Source organism: Polaromonas sp. P1_F4, assembly GCF_056405675.1.
In genome coordinates, this window is sequence record NZ_JBFUBP010000009.1 from 38,577 (window position 1) to 60,285 (window position 21,709).

19 protein-coding genes and 1 pseudogene are annotated in these 21,709 nt (G+C 63.9%); 7 read left to right on the forward strand and 13 right to left on the reverse strand.

The window, feature by feature from the left end; all coding sequences use genetic code 11:
• Positions 1 to 283: 283 nt before the first annotated feature.
• Entirely contained in the window at positions 284 to 1,486 is a 1,203-nt protein-coding gene (locus tag AC1DYQ_RS17495) for a multidrug effflux MFS transporter (RefSeq protein WP_477687840.1), read from the forward strand.
• A gap of 20 nt (positions 1,487 to 1,506) precedes the next feature.
• Here the strand turns inward: AC1DYQ_RS17495 and AC1DYQ_RS17500 are convergent, their stop codons facing one another.
• Positions 1,507 to 2,367 (reverse strand): PA4780 family RIO1-like protein kinase, encoded by an 861-nt coding sequence (locus AC1DYQ_RS17500; protein ID WP_477687841.1) that lies wholly within the window; start codon positions 2,365 to 2,367, stop codon positions 1,507 to 1,509.
• Positions 2,368 to 2,387: 20 nt separating this feature from the next.
• Positions 2,388 to 3,881, reverse strand: coding sequence for a MocR-like pyridoxine biosynthesis transcription factor PdxR (gene pdxR / locus AC1DYQ_RS17505; protein WP_477687842.1), 1,494 nt, complete (start codon positions 3,879 to 3,881; stop codon positions 2,388 to 2,390).
• A 128-nt stretch (positions 3,882 to 4,009) separates the two neighbouring features.
• Here pdxR and AC1DYQ_RS17510 point away from each other — a divergent pair.
• Positions 4,010 to 4,711, forward strand: a pseudogene (locus tag AC1DYQ_RS17510) (GNAT family N-acetyltransferase); the annotation flags it as partial.
• A gap of 86 nt (positions 4,712 to 4,797) precedes the next feature.
• On the opposite strand, the gene AC1DYQ_RS17515 reads toward AC1DYQ_RS17510, so the two are convergent.
• The 7 genes from AC1DYQ_RS17515 to AC1DYQ_RS17545 form a co-directional block, all read right to left on the reverse strand.
• Entirely contained in the window at positions 4,798 to 5,226 is a 429-nt protein-coding gene (locus AC1DYQ_RS17515) for an RcnB family protein (RefSeq protein WP_477687843.1), read from the reverse strand.
• A 122-nt stretch (positions 5,227 to 5,348) separates the two neighbouring features.
• A complete protein-coding gene (locus AC1DYQ_RS17520; RefSeq protein ID WP_477687844.1) occupies positions 5,349 to 6,371 on the reverse strand; it encodes a tRNA dihydrouridine synthase in 1,023 nt (340 codons plus the stop codon).
• Positions 6,372 to 6,383: 12 nt separating this feature from the next.
• The gene (locus tag AC1DYQ_RS17525) at positions 6,384 to 7,631 is read right to left on the reverse strand and encodes a methyltransferase (RefSeq protein WP_477687845.1); all 1,248 of its coding nucleotides are present in this window, start codon (positions 7,629 to 7,631) and stop codon (positions 6,384 to 6,386) included.
• Positions 7,632 to 8,078: 447 nt separating this feature from the next.
• A complete protein-coding gene (locus AC1DYQ_RS17530; RefSeq protein WP_477687846.1) occupies positions 8,079 to 9,488 on the reverse strand; it encodes an efflux transporter outer membrane subunit in 1,410 nt (469 codons plus the stop codon).
• 30 nt (positions 9,489 to 9,518) lie between these two features.
• A complete protein-coding gene (locus tag AC1DYQ_RS17535) occupies positions 9,519 to 12,752 on the reverse strand; it encodes an efflux RND transporter permease subunit (RefSeq protein WP_477687847.1) in 3,234 nt (1,077 codons plus the stop codon).
• Between the two features lie 32 nt (positions 12,753 to 12,784).
• A complete protein-coding gene (locus AC1DYQ_RS17540) occupies positions 12,785 to 14,023 on the reverse strand; it encodes an efflux RND transporter periplasmic adaptor subunit (protein ID WP_477687848.1) in 1,239 nt (412 codons plus the stop codon).
• A gap of 44 nt (positions 14,024 to 14,067) precedes the next feature.
• Positions 14,068 to 14,928 carry an alpha/beta hydrolase gene (locus AC1DYQ_RS17545; protein WP_477687849.1) on the reverse strand — a complete coding sequence of 287 codons (861 nt, stop codon included), beginning with the start codon at positions 14,926 to 14,928 and terminating at the stop codon, positions 14,068 to 14,070.
• Positions 14,929 to 15,382: 454 nt separating this feature from the next.
• Between AC1DYQ_RS17545 and AC1DYQ_RS17550 the strand changes: the two genes are divergently transcribed.
• Both AC1DYQ_RS17550 and AC1DYQ_RS17555 read left to right on the forward strand, forming a co-directional pair.
• Positions 15,383 to 16,309 carry a LysR family transcriptional regulator gene (locus tag AC1DYQ_RS17550; protein ID WP_457279192.1) on the forward strand — a complete coding sequence of 309 codons (927 nt, stop codon included), beginning with the start codon at positions 15,383 to 15,385 and terminating at the stop codon, positions 16,307 to 16,309.
• Between the two features lie 191 nt (positions 16,310 to 16,500).
• Positions 16,501 to 16,704 carry a hypothetical protein gene (locus AC1DYQ_RS17555; protein ID WP_477671484.1) on the forward strand — a complete coding sequence of 68 codons (204 nt, stop codon included), beginning with the start codon at positions 16,501 to 16,503 and terminating at the stop codon, positions 16,702 to 16,704.
• 31 nt (positions 16,705 to 16,735) lie between these two features.
• On the opposite strand, the gene AC1DYQ_RS17560 is transcribed toward AC1DYQ_RS17555, so the two are convergent.
• Both AC1DYQ_RS17560 and AC1DYQ_RS17565 read right to left on the reverse strand, forming a co-directional pair.
• Complete coding sequence (locus AC1DYQ_RS17560; protein WP_477687850.1) at positions 16,736 to 17,677, reverse strand: DUF808 domain-containing protein; 942 nt, start codon at positions 17,675 to 17,677, stop codon at positions 16,736 to 16,738.
• 206 nt (positions 17,678 to 17,883) lie between these two features.
• Complete coding sequence (locus tag AC1DYQ_RS17565; RefSeq protein ID WP_477687851.1) at positions 17,884 to 18,231, reverse strand: ElaB/YgaM/YqjD family protein; 348 nt, start codon at positions 18,229 to 18,231, stop codon at positions 17,884 to 17,886.
• Positions 18,232 to 18,569: 338 nt separating this feature from the next.
• On the opposite strand from AC1DYQ_RS17565, the gene AC1DYQ_RS17570 reads away from it, so the two are divergent.
• The gene (locus AC1DYQ_RS17570) at positions 18,570 to 18,749 is read left to right on the forward strand and encodes a hypothetical protein (protein ID WP_457279196.1); all 180 of its coding nucleotides are present in this window, start codon (positions 18,570 to 18,572) and stop codon (positions 18,747 to 18,749) included.
• Positions 18,750 to 19,446: 697 nt separating this feature from the next.
• Here the strand turns inward: AC1DYQ_RS17570 and AC1DYQ_RS17575 are convergent.
• Entirely contained in the window at positions 19,447 to 19,968 is a 522-nt protein-coding gene (locus tag AC1DYQ_RS17575; protein ID WP_477671480.1) for an N-acetyltransferase family protein, read from the reverse strand.
• Between the two features lie 183 nt (positions 19,969 to 20,151).
• Between AC1DYQ_RS17575 and AC1DYQ_RS17580 the strand changes: the two genes are divergently transcribed.
• Positions 20,152 to 20,748, forward strand: coding sequence for an LURP-one-related family protein (locus AC1DYQ_RS17580; RefSeq protein ID WP_477687852.1), 597 nt, complete (start codon positions 20,152 to 20,154; stop codon positions 20,746 to 20,748).
• A 31-nt stretch (positions 20,749 to 20,779) separates the two neighbouring features.
• Complete coding sequence (locus AC1DYQ_RS17585; RefSeq protein WP_477687853.1) at positions 20,780 to 21,091, forward strand: 2Fe-2S iron-sulfur cluster-binding protein; 312 nt, start codon at positions 20,780 to 20,782, stop codon at positions 21,089 to 21,091.
• Here AC1DYQ_RS17585 and AC1DYQ_RS17590 read toward each other — a convergent pair.
• A complete protein-coding gene (locus AC1DYQ_RS17590; RefSeq protein WP_477687854.1) occupies positions 21,031 to 21,702 on the reverse strand; it encodes an N-acetyltransferase family protein in 672 nt (223 codons plus the stop codon). The two genes, AC1DYQ_RS17585 and AC1DYQ_RS17590, sit on opposite strands and share 61 nt — an antisense overlap.
• Between the last annotated feature and the right edge of the window lie 7 nt (positions 21,703 to 21,709).

The following is a 21,709-nucleotide window of genomic DNA, read 5'->3' on the forward strand; positions in this document are numbered from 1 at the left end:
TGTTCGTCCAAAGACCTCAGGTTAAACCCCGTATTGCGGCTTCATTACAGTTTGAATCAACACAGTGTCCCGCTTACATTTCGGCCCCTGTCAGGCCTGACAGGTTACTGCCGCAGTGCAAGCAAGAGACAGCGAGGTCAGCGACAATAAGTCACCGGTAATTTCTTTGCCGCCATTGCGCCCCGCCCTGGTGCGTTTTCAATGGCGGTTTTAACAGTGCCGTTTGGTGCAAGGCCCTCTTCCTTGTTACCGATACACAAAGCGGCTTGACTTCATTTCATTCATGACAAAAAGTTTCTTCCGGGCAGCCCTGGTGCTGGGTTTGCTGTCCGCCATCGGCCCTTTCGCCATCGACATGTACCTTCCCGCGCTGCCCTCCATCGGGCACAGCCTGGGCGCCTCCATGGGCGCGGTGCAAGCCAGCCTGATGGCGTTTTTCATCTCCCTCGGCATTGGGCAAATCATTTACGGCCCGGTCTCCGACATGGTGGGCCGCAAGCCGCCGCTGTACTTCGGCCTGCTGCTGTTTGCCGCGGGCAGCATCGGCTGCGCACTGGCGCCTGACATCCAGACGCTGGTGGTGCTGCGCTTCATCCAGGGCCTGGGCGCCTGCGCCGGCATGGTGGTGCCGCGCGCGGTGGTGCGGGACCTGCATACCGGCCACGACGCCGCGCGCCTCATGTCCCTGCTGATGCTGGTCTTCAGCGTCTCGCCCATCCTGGCGCCGCTGGCCGGCAGCTTCCTCATTGAGGCCTTCGGCTGGCGCAGCGTGTTCTGGGCCGTCACCGTGGCCGCCGCTGCAGGGTTGGTGCTGGTGGCCTTCACTCTGCCGGAAACGCGGCCTGCCGAACAACGCGTGGACAGCAGCTTTGGCAGCGCATTGACCGCCTACGGCGTGCTGCTGCGCGACCGCCATTTCATGGGCCTCGTGTTCATCGGCGCCTTCGGCATCTCGAGCTTTTTTGCCTACCTTGCCAACTCGTCCTTTGTGCTGATCAACCACTATGGCCTGACACCGCGCCAGTACAGCATCGCCTTTGCCGTTAACGCAGCCTCCTTCATCGGAGTTTCGCAGTTCACCGGCAAGCTGGCTGCGCGTTTCGGGCTTGTGCCCATCGTGAAAGTGGCCGTGACGGGTTATGCCGCCGTGATGGCTTTGCTGCTGGTACTCAACTTCGCAGGCATCGAACGGCTGGACGTGATGATTGCGCTGATGCTGGTCGGTTATGGCTTTTTAGGCCTGGTGGTGCCAACCACCGCCGTACTGGCACTGGAAGAACACGGCGCCATTGCCGGCACGGCCTCGGCCCTCATGGGCACCTTGCAGTTTGTCACCGGCGCGGTGGTGATGGCGGTGGTGGGCCTTTTTGTGGACGGTAGCGCCCGCCCCATGGTGGCCGGCATCGCCGGATGCGCCTTGCTGGCGTATGCCACGGCGCGCGTGACGCTGGGTGGCAAGCGCGCTGCCGCTGCACCGGCGCACTAGCGCCTCGCAAAAAGACGCGCCTAACGGGCTTGCTGCATGCGCAACCGCCGTGCTGCATCTTCAGCCCGGGCATCGTCAATCTCGCCTATCACGGCGCCAAGGTTGACCGGCCCGGTCTTGTGGGCAAAGCGGCCCGTCAGCACCGTCTCCGGCTGCAGCACGCCGCGCTGGTACAGGTCCCAGATCTCGCTGCCGTAGTCGGTTTGCAGCAGCTCCGGCGCGAAGCGGCCGAAAAAACCGCGCAGGTTCGCCACGTCGCGCAGCAGCATGCGGCCCGCGTGGTTGTTGCCGGCGGCGTCCACCGCCTGCGGCAGGTCGATGATGACCGGGCCGGGCTGGCCGTCCGTCACGCCCAGCAGGATGTTGAATTCCGACAAATCGCCGTGCACGACGCCCGCGCACAGCATGCGCACCACTTCCGTGAGCAGCGTGGCGTGGTGCTGGCGGGCATCTTCGGGCGTGAAATCGACGTCGTTCAGGCGCGGGGCGGCGTCACCGTGCTCGTCGGTCACCAGCTCCATCAGCAGCACGCCATCGCAAAAGTTATGCGGCCTGGGCACACGCACGCCGGCTGCAGCGAGCCGGTACAACGCATCGACCTCGGCGCTTTGCCAGGCCGCTTCGGTCGCCTGCCGGCCGAAGCGCGTGCCCTTGGCCATGGCGCGCGCCTGCCGGGTGTTCTTGACCTTGCGGTTCTCGGTGTAGTCCACCGCCTGGCGAAAGCTGCGCTCGGTAGCGTCTTTGTAGACCTTGGCGCAGCGTGTTTCGTCGCCGCAGCGCACCACGTACACCATGGCCTCCTTGCCGCTCATCAGTTGCCGTACCACGGTATCGATCAGGCCTTCTTCGAGCAGCGACTGCAGCCTCTTGGGTGTTTTCATGGTGCCATTGTGCGCCGGGCTCAGCCTCCTGCCGTCAGCACCAGCTGCGACAGGCGTTTGACGAGAGGGTCCAGCAGCTCCGTCGCGGTGTTGCCGTAACCCAGCACGAGGCCGTTGTCTTCAGGCGCCGGCGCCATGGCGAACGAAGAAAGCGGCATGGGCGCCATCCCGTACCGCCGGGCAGCATCCGCAATGCGAGCATCCGCGAAGTCCGGCGGCAACCTGACAGCCAGGTGAAGGCCGCCCTGCCCGCCTTCAATGACGTGCGGAACGCGCAGGTGCCGCGTCAATGCTTCCCGCAAGGCATGCTGGCGCTCACGGTACAGCCGTCGCATTCGCCCCAGGTGCCGCACAAACTGCCCGGATTCGATAAAGCCGGCCATGGCAAGTTGCTCATGGCTATGGCCGCCGCGAAGCATCTCGCGCAAGGCGTCCTGCGCTGAAGCCAGCAGTGGCTTTGGCATGACCACGAAACCCAGGCGCAACGAGGGAAACATGGTTTTGGAAAACGTGCCGACGTAGAGCACAGGCGCATCGGCCACCAGGCCCTGCATGGCGCCTATGGGTTCGCCGGTATGCCGGAATTCGCTGTCGTAGTCGTCTTCAATGATCCAGGCGCCGTGCCTGCGCGCGGCAGACATCAGGGCCAGGCGGCGTGCCACCGACATCACCACGCCAATCGGGTACTGGTGCGAAGGCGTGGTGTAAATAAGCCGTGGTGTGCGTGAGCGCCAATCCGCCGCGCCGACGTGCAGGCCCTCGTCGTCCATGCGTTTGGGCACGATGCGCAGGTCACCCGCATGCATCGCTGCCTTGGCGCCCCGGTAGCCCGGGTCTTCCACCCAGGCCGTGTCGCCCGGGTTGGTCAGCAAGCGCACACACAGCATGAGCGCCTCCTGCGCCCCTTCCGTCACGATGACCTGCGCCGGCTCGCAATGCACACCGCGCGTGATTGCCAGGTGGCGCGCAATGGCAGTGCGCAGTTCAGCCTGACCGAAAGGGTCGCCGTAATGCAGCGCCGCCGGCAAGGCCTCGCGCACTGCGCGGTCCAGCGTGCTGCGCCAGACAGCCAGCGGAAAGTGGGAAAGGGCCGGCACGCCGGGCCGCAGGGCGGTGCTGGTGTCGAGCCGTGCGGGGCCCGAGCGGATGCGGGACAGGCGCAGTGCCACACGGGATGGCGCGGTGGCCTCGGGCTGCGCCTGCTGCGTGGCCGGGCGCAACACAGCCGCCACGGTGCTTCCCTGCCGGTCGGCTCGGACATAGCCCTCCGAAACAAGGTGTTCGTAGGCAATCGCCACGGTATTGCGCGAGACCAACAGGGTTTGCGCCAATGCGCGCGAGCCGGGCAGGCGGCTGCCCGCAGCCAGCTGGCCCTTGAGGATGGCCTCCTTGAGCCTGCGGTAAAGCTGGCGCTGCAAAGGCTCGGCGTCGGACCTGTCGAGCGGGGCTTCCAGGAAATCCTGTTGGGCGGAATGCGTTGAAGCGGACTTATTAGCGGGCTGGGTGGAGGGCATCGCGCAAGGGTCGTTGAATGGCGAAGAGTTCGGTCGCAGATCGTGGCACCACGAAATAACCATATTGTGGCACTTTATGAAGAGCCACAAAGATCTTAACCTAGTGCCTCAAACTCACAGGAGCATCGATGACCACACGCACAAACGCCTACGGGCAACCCATTGGCGAACCCATGCAGGGCTGGACAGCAAGGCAAAGGCCGCCGCGCATCACACTCGAGGGCCGGTATTGCCGTCTCGAGCCGCTGGACGCCAGGCGCCATGGCGACGACCTGTTCGCCGCCTACGCCGCCGCTCCCGATGGCCGGGCCTGGACCTACCTGGCCCCCGAGCCATTTACCGCGCGCAGCGATTTCGATGCCTATCTCGAACGCAACGCAGCCAGCGCCGACCCTTTGCATTACACGGTCGTGGACGCCGGCACCCAGCGCGCGGTCGGGACGCTGTCGCTGATGCGCATGGACACCGCCAACGGCGTCATTGAGGTAGGGCACGTCGTCTTCTCGCCGCTGCTGCAGCGCAGCCGTGCCTCCACCGAAGCCCAGTACCTGCTGATGAAGCTGGTCTTCGAAACGCTCGGCTACCGCCGCTACGAGTGGAAATGCGACAGCCTCAACGCGCCGTCACGCAGCGCGGCCGCCAGGCTCGGCTTCAGCTTCGAAGGCGTTTTCCGGCAGCTCCTCGTCTACAAGAACAGGACGCGCGACACCGCCTGGTTTTCCATCATCGACGTTGAATGGCCGCTCTTGAAGAAGGCCTTCGACAGCTGGCTTTCGCCGGGTAACTTTGATGCGGGGGGTGCACAAGTCCGGACGCTGGTTGATATCCGCGATCGCTTGATTTACAAAACTCCTGCGGCGATGGCGGCATAGTGGGAGCGCGCCGGGTATGGATTTCCCGGCGCCGCATCGAAAGTTCAGTTCAGCACCAGTTGCGCGATGACACCGGTGGCAATGGCGATGAGCGCATAGTCAGCACCCACCTGTACCCACTGCTGGCCGCGCGGCGGCGCATGAAGGTGGTGGCCGCGCCAGTCGCGCACCACATACTGCCGGCCGCGGTACTCGCGCGGGATGTGGCCGCCGCGGTAGAACTGACGGCCATGCCCGTCGAAGTGGCGGTCGTTGCGGTCGTTGCGGACGTAACGGCGGTCGTCACGATGGTCGAACCGATGGTCATCTGCGCGGCGATCCACAGGGTGATAACCGGGGCCGACAGACCCGCGCTGCTCAACACGAGGCGACTCACCGCGCTGGCCGCGCCCGTCGTAGCCTTGCGCAAACGAGAGCGAGGCAAAGCCCAGCGACGCTGCGGCAATGGCACACACAATGGCTTTTGATTTCATGATCGACTCCTTTGGATGGAAGAGCCTTCATGGTGTTCCGGTGAAGTGTCGGCGCAGCAAAGCCGCGGGGGTGTTTGTGTAAAGCCTGGTTGCAATCTGTGCAGAACTCAGGTCTTGGCCTTTCAAGCCAGTACGGGCAAAGGCAAGCGCGCGGAGAATTGCTCGCTCCCGGAGTCTTGCAGCAGCTGGGCCAGCCACTCATCAACCAGCACCGGATCATTCACTGTCTTGATCGCCTGGTAGGCGACCTCCGCTTCAGGAAACCGCCGCCGCAAAAAATTGAGCCACTGCTTGAGGCGCCCTGCCCTCGCACGTGTCTCAAGCCGTGAGCAGACGATGTGCCAGAACTCGACAATCAGCGGCAGCAGCGTGGGCCAGCTCACGGTCGCATGGTGGTGCTCACCGGCCATGTCGGCCTTGATCGCCAGCCCCAGGCCCGGGTCGCGCACCGCGCCGCGGCCGATCATCAGCACATCGCAACCCGAAGCTTCACGGCAGCGCCGCGCATCTTCCACTGTCCATATCTCGCCATTGGCCACCACCGGGATCCTGACCGCGGCACGGATGTCGGCGATGCGCTCCCAGTAAGCGGGCGGCTTGTAGGCCTGGGCTTTGGTGCGGGCGTGCACCACCAGTTCGCCGGCGCCGCCGGCTTCGATGGCGAGTGCGCATTCCACGGCACGCGCGTCGTCTTCGTAGCCCAACCGCATCTTGGCCGACACGGGCATGCCGGCCGGCACCGCCCGGCGAACCGCGCCGACAACGGCCGTCAGGGTTTCGGGCTCGCGCAGCAGCGATGCACCGCCGCCGTGGCGATTGACCACCGCGGCCGGGCAGCCAAAGTTCAGGTCAATGCCTGCCGGACCGAGGCTTGCGAGCCGCGCGGCATTCTCGGCCATGCAGCCCGGGTCCGAACCCAGCAACTGCGCGCGCACCGGCACGCCAGCCAGCGTGCGGCCGCCATGGTGCAGCTCGGGCACGATGCGATAGAACACACGCTCGGGCAGCAACTGGTCGGTGATGCGGATGAATTCAGAGACGCAGCGGTCAATGCCGCCAACCCGCGTGAGGATGTCGCGCAGCACGAAGTCCAGCAGCCCTTCCATCGGGGCCAACAGGACGGTAGCGCGTGCTTCAGCCTTCATCGCATGCAGAAGCTATTTGGCGGCCAATCGCCACAAGGACGTGACTTCCGCCGCGCGCGCCGCATGCAGCGCATCGCTCGCGTCCGAGGCCTTGGGGTGATGCGGCTGCGCGTCGAGCCGGTCCACCACCTTGAGGCCTGCTGCGTCGATCGCCGCCAGCAGCCAGGCGCGCGTGCGCAGACCCAGGTGCTCGGCAAAGTCCGACAGGATCAGCCAGCCCTCGCCTTTGGGCTCCAGGTGCGCGGCCAAGCCGTTGAGGAAGCCCAGCAGCATGCGGCTGTCTTCGTCATACACCGCATGCTCCAGCGGCGAGCCGGGACGCGCGGGCAACCACGGCGGGTTGCAGACGATGATGTGCGCCTTGCCTTCGGGGAACAGGTTGGCCTCGCGCACCTCGACTTGCGGAAAGCCCAGGCGCTTGAGGTTGTCGCGCGCGCAAGCCAGCGCGCGCGGGTCCTGGTCAGTCGCCACTACGCGCTGGATGCCGCTGCGCAGCGCCAGCACGGCGGCCAGCACGCCGGTGCCGGTGCCGATGTCAAAACCGGTCAGGTCATCGGTGCCTTCAGGCACGGGCGCCTGCGCCACTAGGTCGATGTATTCGCCGCGCACCGGCGAGAAAACGCCGTAGTGCGGATGGATGCGGTTGTGCGGCCCGTCTTCGCCCAGTGCGGGAATCGGCACGCCCTTGCGGCGCCATTCGTGCGAGCTGATGAAACCCATCAGCTCGCGCAGTGATGCGACGGAGGGAACCGCTCCATCCCGGGCAGGGCCCCAGGCTTCGGCGCAGGCTTTTTTTGCATCCGGTGCGCGGCGCAAGGGGATGCTGTAGTCCGCGTCAAACGGAATCAGCACCATGCCCAGCACACGGGCGCGCTGCGCCTGGGACTGACGGTGCAGGTGAAAGGCTTCCGGAAAAACCGGTGCGGCGGCTGAAGCCTGGGTGCTGGCTTCCCCGGCCTTCTGGTCTTTCACGCGTTTCTCTCGCTTGGGTTTGGCCGGTTTGTCGACGCGGCGCGCCAGCGCCTGCAACAGCAGCCGGGCATTCTGGAAGTCGCCGCGCCAGAGCAGGCCCGTGCCTTCACACGCCAGGCGGTAAGCCGCGTCAGCCGCGAGGGTGTCGTCAGCGATCACCACGCGCTTGGGCGGCGGCGCACCGCGCTCGGAACGCCAGCGCGCAGAACGCGCCTCGCCGCCCTCCGTCCAGTGGATGGTGGCGGGCTCAGGAGAGGAGATAACAGGAACAGCAGGTGAAGCGGACATCAGGGGCAGACACAAAGAAGGAAGAAGAGAGCCAAGTGTTTTAACAGATGGCCAGCCCCAGCGGCTGCAAGCGCTGCCTAATCACTATCAATTTAATAGCTGCTTGCGCCCGTCCTGATTGCCTCTCAGACACTTTCAATCCTGAAAAAACGGCTTTTTTGAGGGTCTCCAGGCTGTTTTGGGCGCTCAACAGGCTCCAAAAAAGGCTTTCAGAGCACTTTTCAGACCATTTTCAAGAACGATTTAGGCCTCAAGCCAAATAGGGACGGGCGCCAGCAGCTATGAATTAGATAGCAGTCGCATTGTCCAAAAAAGAGGTGTATTCCACAAGCAGGGGCCGGGGTCCGGCTTTGCCGGCCCCAAGGCGCCTGTCCCCTGCAAGGGGAAAAGGCGCTACACGAAGTGAGCGCCGATAGGGGTGTGCCTATTTCTCGTCAACAGGGGGGTTCAAGTGCTCCAACCGCCACCCAGCGCCCGGATCAGCCCCACCGTCGCCAGATACTGCGCGGTCTTGACCTGCAGCGCCTGGCGGCGGTTGCGCAGTTCGCTGCGCTGGGCGTCCAGCAGCTCAAGCTGGCTGACAAAGCCGTTGCGGTAGCGCGAATCCGACAGCACCGTGGCGCGTGTGGCCGAAGCGACCGAGCGCGACTGCGCCTCGGATTGCTCGGCCAAAAGGCGCAGGGCCGAGAGCTGGTCTTCCACGTCCTTGAAGGCGACGAGGATCTGTTCACGGTAGTTGGCCAGGGCGATGTCAAGTTCGGCATTCGCGTTCTGCACACCGGCCTTGCGGCGTCCGCCGTCAAAGATCGGCAGCGAGAGCAACGCGCCCACGCCCCATGCCTGGGTCGAGACCTTGAACAGGTCCTTGATCTCGGGCGCGGCATAACCGGCGTTGCCTGTCAGCGAAAAGGTCGGGAACCACGCAGCCTGGGCGACACCAACGCGAGCCTGCGCGGCCTGCATGGTGCTTTGCGCGGCAGACACATCGGGCCTGCGCTCCAGCACGGTGCTGGGCACGCCGGCCGGTATCACCGGCAAGGCCGTCGACCATTCAGCAGGCGCGACGGCAAAGTTCGACGCCACCTCGCCTACCAGCACAGCCAGGGCATGCTCCAGCACGGCGCGGCGCTGGTCGAGTGCCAGTGCATCGGACTCGGTTGAGGCGACCTCGGTGCGCACGCGGGCCACGTCCAGCTCGGCCACGTCGCCCTCCTTGAAGCGCACTTCCGTCAGGCGCAGCGTGTTGCGGTAAGCCTGCAGCGTGTCGCGCACCAGTGTGCGCTCGGTGTCGAGCGCGCGCAGGTTGAGGTAGGTTTGCGCCACATCGGCCTGCACCAGCAGCTGGGTGCTGCGCAGCAGCGCTTCGCGCGATTTCGCGTCCAGTGATGCGGCGTCCGAATTCAGCGACAGCTTGCCGATCAAATCGACTTCATACGAAAAGTTGGCGGCGGCTGTGACCGTGGTCTGCGCGACGCGGTTGGTGGTGATGTTGCTCTGGCGCACGGCGCCGCCGCTCAAACCGACTTGCGGCAGGCGGTCAGCGTCGGTGTTGCGCAGGATGGCGCGCGCCTGGGCCAGCCGGCCCGCGGCCACCTTGACGCTGTTGTTGTTGGCGCCGGCCTGCTCGACCAGCTGGTCGAGTACCGGGTCGGCGAACGCCTTCCACCAGGTGCCTTGTGATTGCGGAGCGGTTGCTGCAGGCGCCGTCGCGACGGCGGCAGCGTTTTCCTTGTAGGCGGAAGGCGCAGCCGGAATGCTCGCCGGGTCAACCGACGCGCTGGTGGCGCAGCCGGCCAGCACCAGGGCGGCCAGCAAAGGCAGCAGCGCGGTGCGCAGTTTCGACGTTGTGTGGTTCATGATGAACTCCTGTACCTTTGATGCTTGTTGTTATTCGTGAAGCTTGAGGGGCGCTGCCGGCTGCGCGTGCGCACCTGCACCACCACTGCCCGCGAAGGCCTCGACGTGCGGCACTTCGCCATGCAGCTTGAGCGGGCGGTTGCCCGTGAGGCGGCGCAGCGTGACGTAGAACACCGGCGTGAGGAAGAGGCCGAAAGCCGTCACACCAATCATTCCCGAGAACACCGCCACACCCATGGCGTGGCGCATTTCGGCACCGGCACCGGAGGACAACACCAGGGGCAGCACGCCCATGATGAAAGCCAGTGAAGTCATCAGGATGGGACGCAGACGCAGGCGGCTCGCTTCAATCGCAGCCTGCAGCGGCGTGCGCCCGGCAAACTCCAGCTCGCGTGCGAACTCCACGATCAAAATCGCGTTCTTCGCCGACAACCCCACCAGCACGATCAAGCCGATCTGCGTGAAGATGTTGTTGTCGCCGCCGGTCAGCTTCACGCCCAGCATGGCGGCCAAGAGGCCCATGGGAACGATCAGCACGATGGCGATCGGCAACGTCAGGCTTTCGTACTGCGCAGCCAGCACCAGGAAGACCAGCAGCAGCGCCAGCGGGAACACCCACATGGCCGAATTGCCGGCAATGATTTCCTGGTACGTGAGGTCCGTCCACTCGTAGCTGATGCCGGGTGGCAGGGTTTCAGCCGCGATGCGGGCGACCGCATCCTGCGCCTGGCCCGACGAATAACCGGGCGCGGCGCCGCCGTTGATGTCGGCCGACAGGAAGCCGTTGTAGCGCATGGCGCGTTCGGGGCCGAAGCTGGGCGTGACTTTCATCAGTGCCGACAGCGGCACCATTTCGCCGGTGGCCGATCGCACCTTCAAGAGGCCGATGTCTTCAGCGCGGGCGCGGTAAGGTGCATCAGCCTGCACCCGCACGCTATATGTGCGGCCGAACTTGTTGAAGTCATTGGCGTACAGGCTGCCCAGGTAAATCTGCATGGTGTCGAACACGTCAGTCACCGGCACGCCGAGCTGGCGCGCCTTGGTGCGGTCGATGTCGGCATACAGCTGCGGCACATTGACCTGGAAGCTTGAGAACATGCCCGCCAGCTCAGGCGTCTGGTACGCCTTGGCCATGAAGGCCTTGGTGGCGGCGTCCAGCGCGGCATAACCGAGCGAGCCGCGGTCTTCCAGCTGCAGCTTGAAGCCGCCGGTGGTGCCCAGGCCCTGCACGGGCGGCGGCGGGAACATCGCAATGAACGCCTCCTGGATACCGCCGAATTTGCCGTTGAGCTGGCCGGCGATGGCGCCTGCACTCAGGTCGGCGGTGGTGCGCTGGTCAAACGGCTTGAGCGAGAGAAACACGATGCCCGAGTTGGAGCTGTTGGTGAAGCCGTTGATCGACAGGCCAGGGAAAGCAATCGCGTGTTCCACGCCGGGTTGTTTCATGGCGATGTCGCTGATCTTGCGGATCACGTCTTCGGTGCGGTCCAGCGTGGCGCCGTCGGGCAACTGGGCAAAACCGATAAGGTACTGCTTGTCCTGCCCGGGCACAAAACCGCTGGGCACTGCCTTGAAGAGGCCCGCCGTGGCGAGCACCAGCACCAGGTAGACACCCAGCATGATGGCCTTGCGCGAAATCGCACCCTTGACACCGCGGCTGTAGTTTTCGGAACCGCGGCTGAACAGGCGGTTAAAGCCTGCGAAGAAGCGGCCGAACACCTTGTCCATGCCGCGGGTCAGCGCGTCTTTCGGTGCGTCATGGCTCTTGAGCAGCAAGGCGGCGAGTGCAGGCGACAAGGTCAGCGAATTGATGGCCGAGATCACCGTGGAGATCGCAATCGTCAGCGCGAACTGCTTGTAGAACTGTCCCGAGAGGCCGGTGATGAAAGCCAGCGGCACAAACACGGCGATCAGCACCAGCGCAATGGCGATGATCGGCCCCGACACCTCCCGCATGGCGCGGTAAGTGGCGTCGCGCGGACTCAGGCCCGCCTCGATGTTGCGTTCGACGTTCTCCACCACCACGATGGCGTCGTCCACCACAATGCCGATGGCCAGCACCAGCCCGAACAGGCTGAGCGCGTTGATCGAAAAACCGAACAGGTGCATCACCGCAAACGTGCCGATGACGGAAATAGGCACGGCCAGCAGCGGGATGATGGAAGCGCGCCATGTCTGCAGGAAGATGATCACAACCAGCACCACCAAGGCCACGGCTTCGAGCAGCGTATGCACCACGGCCTCGATGGAGGAGCGCACAAACTGCGTGGTGTCATAGACGATTTCGTAGTCCACGCCTTCGGGCATGCTCTTTTTCAGGTCCTTCATCACGGCCTGCACGTCGTCAGAGATCTGGATGGCGTTGGAGCCCGGTGCGGCAAACACCGGCACGGCCACAGCCTGTTTGTTGTCCAGCAGCGAACGCAGGGCGTAGTCGGAAGCACCGAGCTCCAGACGAGAAATATCGCGCAGGCGCGTCACGGCGCCGCCCTTGTCGGTCTTGACGATGATGTCGCCGAACTCTTCTTCGCTTTGCAAGCGGCCCTGGGCATTGATGGACAGTTGCATATCCACGCCGGGCAGGCCGGGGGATGCGCCCACGACGCCGGCGGCGGCCTGGATGTTCTGCTCGCGGATGGCGCGCACCACGTCACCAGCGGACAAACCACGCTCAGCCACTTTTTGCGGATCGAGCCAGACTCGCATTGAATAGTCGCCCGAGCCGAACAGCTGCACCTGGCCCACGCCGTTGATGCGCGCCAGGCGGTCCTTGACATTGAGCACCGCGTAGTTGCGCAGGTAGGTCATGTCGTAGCGGTCGTTGGGTGACAGCAAGTGCACCACCATCGTGAGGTCGGGTGAGCTCTTGATCGTGGTAATGCCCAGGCGGCGCACTTCTTCGGGCAGGCGCGGCTCGGCTTGCGAGACACGGTTCTGCACGAGCTGCTGGGCCTTGTCGGGGTCGGTGCCGAGCTTGAAGGTGACATTGAGCGTCATCAGGCCGTCGGTCGTGGCCTGGCTGCTCATGTAGAGCATGCCGTCGACGCCGTTGATGGCTTCTTCCAGCGGCGTGGCGACGGTCTCGGCGATCACCTTGGGGTTGGCGCCGGGGTAGTTGGCGCGCACCACCACGGTGGGTGGCACGACGTCCGGGTATTCGGCGATCGGCAGCGAGCGCAGCGCGATCAGTCCGGCAATGAACATCAGCAGCGACAGCACGCCGGCAAAGATCGGCCGGTCAATAAAAAATTTGGAAAGATTCATGGCAATTCTTCTGGTTCAGGTGAAGGAGCGGCTCAGGACTTGGCCGCGACCTTCACGGCTTTTTCGGTGAGTTCCGACTTGGCGGTCATCTCGACCGGCTGCGGCGTGATCAGCGCACCGGGGCGGATGCGCTGCAGGCCGTTGACCACAATTCGTTCGTTGGCGGCCAGGCCGCTTTTGACGACACGCAGGCCATCGACGGAAGCGCCCAGCGTGACTTCGCGGTACATCGCCTTGTTGTCGGCGCCCACCACGAGCACAAACTTTTTGTTCTGGTCGGTGCCGACGGCGCGCTCGTTGATCAGCAATGCCTTGCCTTTGGTGGCCTGGCCCATGCGGATGCGCGCGAACTGGCCGGGAATCAACTGGCCGTCCTTGTTGTCGAACACGGCGCGTGCGCGCACAGTGCCGCTTCGGGCGTCCACCTGGTTGTCGACCAGCTGCAGCTTGCCTTCAAACGGTGTGTCGGCGCTGGCGGCGGTGCCCATCTGTACCGGAATGCGGTCCAGGTTGCGGCCGCCCGCGATACCGGCGTTGGCGCCCTGCACGTCCTTGAGGGCCTTGACCACGACCTGCTCGTCGGCGTCAAAGCTTGCATAGATCGGGCTCACGGACACCAGTGTGGTCAGCACGGGTGCGCCGGGGCCTGCGGCGACCAGGTTGCCCACCGTCACTTCGAGCTTGCCGACGCGGCCGGCCACCGGGGCGCGGACCTGCGAATACCCCAGGCTCAACTGCGCCGTTTGAAGGGCTGCCTGCGCGGCGCGCAGGTTGGCGTCGGCTTCACCCTTGCCGTTGGTGCGCTCGTCAAATTCGCGTTTGGAAATGGCCTGCTCGCCCCACAGACGCTGTGAGCGCTCGTGTTCGCCTTTGGCCTGGGCCACACGGGCCTGCGCCGCGGCCACCTGGGCTTCGGCGCGCGCCGCTTCGGCGGCATACGGCGCCGGGTCAATCGTCAACAGCAGGTCACCCTTTTTGACCAACGCGCCTTCGCGGAAGTGCACGGCCTGGATGGTGCCGGCCACGCGCGAGCGGATGTCCACGCGCTCGACCGCTTCCAGCCGGCCCGAAAACTCATCCCAGGCGGAGACGTCGCTTTGCACGACGGTGGCCACCGAGACCGGCGTGGCCTGCGGCTCGCCGGACGCTGCGGGCTGGGCACGTGTGCCCGAAACGCCGAAGATGACGGCCGTCACGCCCGTCAATGCCAGTACGGCCACGACGGTTGCCAGCAAACGGCGCTTGTTGTTGTGCAGATGAATCGATGTCATGGTGAAACCCCTCAAAAGAAAAGTAAAAAAAGGAACTGTGAAACTCAGGAATGGGTCGCATGCGCGGCCAGCGCATCAGCGAAAAAACGGGTGTACTGCTCATGCAGGACAGGGCCCCACGCAGCCTTGTGGTCGCAAGGCTGCAGATAGCTGCAGGGCCAGCCTGTCGGCACCGGCAACACGGTCTCGTGCGCAACCAGGCCTGCGGCGCGCAGCCGTGCGGCGTAGGCCAGCGTTTCGTCGCGCAGCGGGTCGTCCTGCGCGGTGATGAGCAGCGTCGGTGCCAGGCCGGCCAGGCGGAATGCGGCGCCGGGTGCGGCGTAAGGATGGCTTGCGTCTTCGGCCCGGGGCAGGTATTTGTGCCAGCCGTCGGCCCAGGTGCAGCCCACGGGCCCGGCTTCGGCGTCGCGCAGCGAAGCGGTCGCAAGGCACGGGTCCAGCATGGGCGACATCAGGATCTGCCCCGCCAGAGCCGGCTCATGCTGGTCACGCGCCATCAGCGCCACGGCTGCAGCGATATTGCCACCGGCCTCTTCGCCGGCCACAAAAACCGGCGCACCGACGCCGACCAGCTTGTGGCGGGCCTTGGCGGCCCAGACCAGCGCGGCATAACCTATTTCGACAGCATTGGGGAAAGGGTGCTCTGGCGCCAGCGGATAGTCCAGCGACATCACCACTGCGCCGGCTTGGGCGAGCAGCCCCGCCACGCAGGAACCGCCTTCCAGGGATCCGCCCACAAACGCGCCGGCATGGAAATGCACCACCAGGGGTGAAACGCCCGTGCCGCTGCGGCGGCCGTAAAAGCGCACGTCCAGCGGCTTTTTCAGCGCCAGCTGGATCTGTTTTTCCACCCAGGGAGGGGTGTTTTTGTCGGCGCCTGCGGGGACGGGCTGTGGGCTGTTCATCTTGGCGAGCCGCACGCGGCTCCTCTTTGTTGCAATGCAGCAGAAGATACGCGCGGCAGGTCGCTTAATAAATAGCCGTTTTGTTTATACTTTATTTCACCAGTGCAACAATGAGGGGTGGCAAGCAGGCTTTTCCTCTGAAAATCACGGTCCCCCATGAAAGCTCCCATGAACATCCGAGCGCGGAGTTTCATCCTTCCCTGTGGGGCAAGGCCAATTGGGAGCGGGCAATCCCGGAAAGTTCTCAGGGCTATTTCGCGCCCCGCACCTGAACCGGCTGGGCTGGTCACAATCGCCCCTCGCCGTTTTGCCGATAAGGCCCTGTTGGCAAATGCCCTCTCCCGGGCAGCCATACTTTTATTACCGCCTCCGTATCCGCCCCCATATCCTCTTGCAGCGCCGGCCCGCCAGGCAAGGCACGCGCTGACGGCACTCACCAGAACAGGACTCTTTTATGGATAAATTTTCCGCAATGCAGGCCTTTGTACGGGTTGTGGAGGCCGGCACGTTTACCAAAGCGGCAGATTCCATGGGCATGCCCAAGCCCACGGTGACGCGCCTGATCCAGACACTGGAGCAGTCACTGGACACCAAGCTGCTCAACCGCACCACGCGCAAAGTCACGGTGACGGCCGACGGTGCGGCTTACTACGAGCGCGCGGGCCGCCTTCTGGGGGAAATGGAAGAGCTTGAGTCGAGCATGTCGCGCGCCAAGGCCAGCCCGCGTGGCCGGCTCAAGGTGGACATTCCCTCTTCATTGGGCCTTGCGGTGGTGATTCCGGCGCTACCCGACTTTTATGCGCGCTACCCCGACATCCAGCTGGAGCTTGGCGTAAGCGACCGGCCGATCGACATCCTTGCAGAAAATGTCGACTGCGTGATCCGCGGTGGGCAGATCACCGACCAGTCGCTGGTGGCGCGCCGCATCGGCGAGTTCTATTTGATGTCCTGCGCTTCGCCCGCCTACCTCAAGCGCCACGGTGTACCCCAACACCCGCGCGAGCTGCAGGCGCACAAGCTGATCCGCTATTTTTCGCCGCGCGACGGCAAGCTTTACACCGTCAACCTGCAAAAGGACGGAGAGGTGGTGGAGATCGGCGGGCACCACCAGCTCTCGGTGAATGACTCGAACGCGGGTGTGGCGGCGGCGCTGGCCGGCCTGGGCATCCTGCAGACGCTCACCTTTCTGGTTCAGCACCACATCAGCAGCGGTGCGCTGGAACCCCTGTTCAACGGCTGGTGCTCCGAGGCCAAACCCATCCATGTGGTGTACCCACCCAATCGCCACCTGAGCAACAAGGTGCGTGTGTTTGTCGACTGGATCGCTGACCTGTTCGCCAAACACGACCTGATACAGCGCAAGAGCAGCTTGCCGCAGTAAACGCGGCAGACGACGCGTCAGCCGCTACGCCGACGAATGCGTTGGCATTTCCCGGCGTCCCCAGCTTCCTACAACTGGCGTCATCCGCAGACTACACCGCAGGACACCCCAGGGGAGTAAGGTCAGTGGCTGTCCGGCGTTTTGCGCGCCAGCTTTCATACACTGCCTTTCTTCCCTGCGAAAGACCACCCATGCCAAGACCCAAAGTTGCCGCGCCCGATACCGAGAGCCGAAAGGCACTGGAGCAGCGCGCGCGGGAAGCAGCCATGCCCGCACCGCCCCGTGAAAAAGGCCGCTGGCCATTTCCGGTGCCGGACGACCAGCCCGCCGGCAAGACTGAAGGCCGCCACGAGGAACCGGAAAAGCCGGCCAAGCCAGGAAAGTCCGGCGACTGACTGCCGGATTCTCCATGCATTCTCTTCTGTGTCAGCGGCGCGCCAGGACGCGCTTGACCAGCATGGCAACGAACAGCACCAGCGCACCGGCGATCAAGCCTGTGAGTGCGTCCATCAACAGCGGCGTGAGCGCGGCCAGCAAGGCACCTGCTCCGCCAATGGCCGACGCTTTTTGTGCGAGCACTTCGATCGCGTGATGCAGCGGCGCAAAGCCGTGCGTCAGAATGCCGCCACCCACCAGGAACATCGCGATGGTGCCCGCCACAGAAAGGCCTTTCATGAGCCAGGGAGCGGTCAGCAGGATGGCGCGGCCTGCACCGCGCTGCAAGCGGCCCAGGGCGCCGCCGCCTTCACGCCGGCTGAGGTAAAGCCCGCCATCGTCCAGCTTCACGATGCCTGCCACCAGGCCATAAACCCCCACCGTCATCAGAAGGGCGATACCGCCCAGAACAGCCACCTGCGTCACGAAGGGACTGGCCTGCACGGTGCCCAGCGTGATCGCGATGATTTCAGCGGACAGGATGAAGTCGGTGCGGACCGCGCCCTTGATCTTGTCTTTTTCCAGTGCCAGCACGTCTACGTCGGGGTTGGTCAGTGCGGAGGTCAGTGCTTCATGCTCGGCCGCCTGTTCGTCTGCGCTGTGCATGAATTTATGCGCAAGTTTTTCAAACCCCTCGTAACAAAGAAATGCACCGCCTACCATCAGCAGCGGCGTGACGGCCCACGGTATGAACGCGCTGATGGCCAGCGCAGCCGGCACCAGGATGGCCTTGTTGACGAAGGAACCTTTGGCCACAGCCCAGACTACCGGCAACTCCCGGTCTGCCTTGACACCTGAGACCTGCTGGGCGTTGAGCGCCAGGTCATCACCCAGCACGCCGGCGGTTTTCTTGGCGGCCACCTTGGAAAGCAGCGCTACGTCATCAAGGATGGTGGCGATGTCGTCGATCAAGGCGAGAAGGCTGCTGGCCATATGTAGGTTCCGTGTGCCGGCGCAAGGCCGAAGGGGGTGAGCAAAGCTTGCAAAGCCCGGCCGTGATGAGGCCGGGCCGGCAGGAGTCCGATGCTGCCGTTATGCGTTGTGGTGGCACCGAAGGGGAAGGCTTACTGTACCCAAATCCAGCGCAACAAAAAGCCGCCTCACGGGCGGCTCTGGACGGGCATTTATGCGCCAGGCATTCAGCGTGCCGTGAGCCGTCCCAGGATAAAGCCCAGGGCCAGGGCGGCACCGACAGCCTCCAGGGGCCTTTCCTGGACCCACGACTTCGAGGCGTCGATGGCCCGGCCTGGCGCTTCAGTCACCCGGCGGGTCTGGTCGGCAAAGCGGTCAGCCACATTGCTGGCACCGCTGGCCAGCTTGTCGACGCCTTCGTGCGCGGCGGAAGACGCGCGGTCTACCGCACTGCGGGCCGGCTCAGCCACCTTGTCAATGCCGCTGTGGAGCGCTGCTCCGGCAGACTCGACGCCGCGCTGCAGGGGATTGTCAGTACCGGAAGCCGTACCGGTGGAGGCTGTGGTTTTGTCCATGATGCTTCTTTCAAAAAAATTCCGCAAAATACCTCTGCGATCCATCTGTGTCCCGGCGATGACGGGTATATGGTTGGTCATCCAGAGTGTCTGCCGACATTAAGCGGCGGCAGGCATGCTGACTGTGCGCAGCGGGATACGCTGCATGTAGGACAAGAGAGTGTTGTGCGTGCCGCGCGGTTGTCGGCCCACACTGACAGGAAAAAGGCCGCTTGGCTTGGCAGCCCCTGTCGCGGTTGCCCGCATCATCGTCCTGAACTCACAAGCCAAAGGCATCCAGGCCAGGCACCGTTGATAAACGCCCTTCCAACGTTTTTGAAACTCCAAGGAGAAGCACAATGCCCAGAATTGGACGACCCGCCCTCAGAACCGGCGCAACCGACAACGGCCAGCCGCGTAACGGCCCACCCGAGGAAGGTCTGGATGAAGACGACGCACTGGAGTTGCCGGTGGAGCCCGACGAAGGGATGCCGCTGATTCCTGATGACGATGAGCGGGTGGTGAATGTGCCGTCGTGAGATGGCGCTCTTAAGGCCTGGTTTGTTCTGTCGTTGCGCTTTTTGCTGAGGGTGGCTGGCCGGGGGTTGCCCGGCATGCAACTCACTTTCTTTTGCTTCGCCAAAAGAAAGTAAGCAAAGAAAAGGCGACCCTGCTGTCTGCGTCCCTCCGCTTCGCTACGGGCAACCTGCGGTGCTCGGTCCAGCCGGGGTCAAAAACAACTCGCTTCGCTCAAACAAGTTTTTGCCCTGATCCGCCTGGCCCTGCGCTCCTCGGCGCATCCACAAGGGGGTGAAGACAGGAATACCAAACAGCCAATAACCGAATACCAGAACTCGAACACCTGAAGAAACAAGGACACGCCATGGCGTGTCCTTGTCGGTATTGGAGTTGGTATTTGTCTTCGGTCCCCGCTCCCGTCAGCCCCTTCTGTCTGCGCCGAGGAGCGCAGGGCCAGGCGGATCAGGGATCGCGATTGTCTGAGCGAAGTGCAACGTAGCGAGTTCGAGCGAGACCCCGCCTGAACCGAGCACCGCAGGTTGCCCGTAGCGAAGCGGAGGGACGCAGACAGCAGGGTCGCCTTTTCTTTTGCTTACTTTTCTTTTGGCGAAGCAAAAGAAAAGTGAGTAGCTGCCGGGCTACCCCCGGCCAGCCACCCTCAGCGAAGAGCGCACCGCCGGAGCAAGAGCCGGCCTAGCTCAGACGAATGTCAGACGCTCAATCAACCACCCGCTTGAGCCGGATCTCTTCCAGCTTGGCACTGCCAAAAGCCACAGTCTTGAGCGATGGCATCTCGCGCTTGAACCCCGCAGCGTGTTCATAAAAGCGCAGCGCACGCTCATTGCGCAACAGCACCCACAATGTGACCTGCGTGCAACCCTCTTCTTTCAGGCCCTCGCGCGCACCGTCCCACAGGGCCAGGCCTGCGCCCTTGCCCCAATGTTCTGGCAGCACATACAGCGCCCAGATCTCACCCACTGTTGATTTGGTGCCGGCATCGCGGGAACGGTCAAAGCCGACGAAGCCCACGATCTCATCTCCGTCCGTGGCCACCAGCAGTTGCGGCTCGCTGAATTCGATGGCTTCGCGCCAGTAAGGCAGGCGTTTTTCTACCGTGATCTTGCCGAGGTAGTCCTCGGGCATGAGGTCTTTATAAGCGGCCTGCCAGGTGGCGACATGAATTTCGGCAATGGTTTTGGCATCGCGGGGCGTAGCGGGACGGACGGAATAGCTGGACATGAAAAAAATCGCTTGTGAATCGGTGCGGGAAATGATCGGGGGAGCAGAATTGTCGCCCAAATCGCCTCCCACCCGGCAATACATTCGCTTCACGGCGGTCCGGCGGCAGGATGAATGCCCGGCTAGTGACTTTGGCGTCGGGTACATTCGTCGCACCCTAACACTTACAAGCGCTTGCAAATCATGGCCCAAGGTATTCAGTTTCCCCTGCAAATGTCCTTCAAACTCATCGCCTTTGCGCCGCAGTTTCTGGTCAAGGACGCGCACAGCCAGCCGGTGGCGTATGTCAAACAAAAACTCTTCAAGCTCAAGGAAGCCATCACGGTTTTCACCGATGAAAAACAGGACCGGCAGCTCTACCAGATCAAGGCGGACCGGATTATCGATTTTTCGGCGCTGTACCACTTCACCGATACCCAGGGCGCGGCGCTGGGCGGCATCAAGCGTCGCGGCATGCGCTCCATGTGGAGAGCCGGTTTTGACGTGCAGGACAACGGTGTCACCCACTTCAGCATCAACGAGAAAAGCGTGATGACGCGTTTTCTTGACGGCCTCTTCAGCCAGATTCCGGTGATCGGCATGTTTTCGGGCTACCTGTTCCATCCCGCCTACCAGGTGACGAGACCCGACGGCACACTGGTGGCCGAGCTCACCAAGCAGCCCGCCCTGTTTGAGGGCCGGTTCACCGCCGAACGGATGGCCCCTCTCAATGAACGCGAAGAGCAGCAGTTGTTGCTGTCCCTGATGACCGTGCTGCTGCTGGAGCGCCTGCGCGGCTAGCGCTGGCAGCTTCCCGCAACCCGAGGCAGCGATGAACGACCCGGCCCACCCTGGCGATCCGGCGAATGCGGTTCTGTTCAGCGTCCAGCTGAACCCGGAAGGTGTGCATTTCAGCGCCTCGCCGTCCCTGCCGATCCTGCAATCGGCGCTCCAGGCCGGCGTGGCGATGGACAGTTCGTGCAGAAACGGCACCTGCCGCACCTGCATGCGCCGGCTGGCCAGCGGGCAGGTGGCCTACCGCATCGAATGGCCGGGCCTGAGCGCCGAGGAAAAGCAGACGGGCTACATCCTGCCCTGTGTCGCGTTCCCACTGTCGGATGTGGTGATCGGGCCAGGGGATTGAACTGGCGGGATCTGCCGTAGACCCACGGGCAACGCCCCGGGCGACGCGGCGCCGTCGCCGAGCGCGCGCTGCATCAGCACCGTGTCCACCCACTGGCCGAACTTGTAGCCGACACTGCCCAGCGTGCCGACACGGGCAAAGCCCAACGCCTCGTGCACCCTGAGCGAACCCGTGTTGGTGCTGTTGCCGACAACGCCCACCATTTGCCGGAAACCGCGCTGTTCACACTGGCGGATCAGCTCACGCAGCAAGGCGCTGCCAATGCCGGACTGGCGCATGCCGGGCGCGACGTAAATCGAGTCTTCCACCGTATGGCGATAGGCCGGCCGCGACCGGTAGGCACTGCCATAGGCGTACCCCACCACCTCTGCGTTGCGATGCGCCACCAGGTAGGGGTAGCCACCCTGCAGGATGTCGGCGCGGCGCGACAACATCTGCGCGACGCTGGGCGGCTCCAGCTCAAACGTCGCCAGGTTGGTGGCCACGTAGTGCGCGTAAATCGCCTGGATTGCCTCCATGTGGCTTTCGGCACACGGGCCAATCGTCAGGGAATGGGCCGACTCAAGGGCATGGACAGGCTGGACGGAATGGGAAGCGGGTGTGGAGTGCATGCCGCTA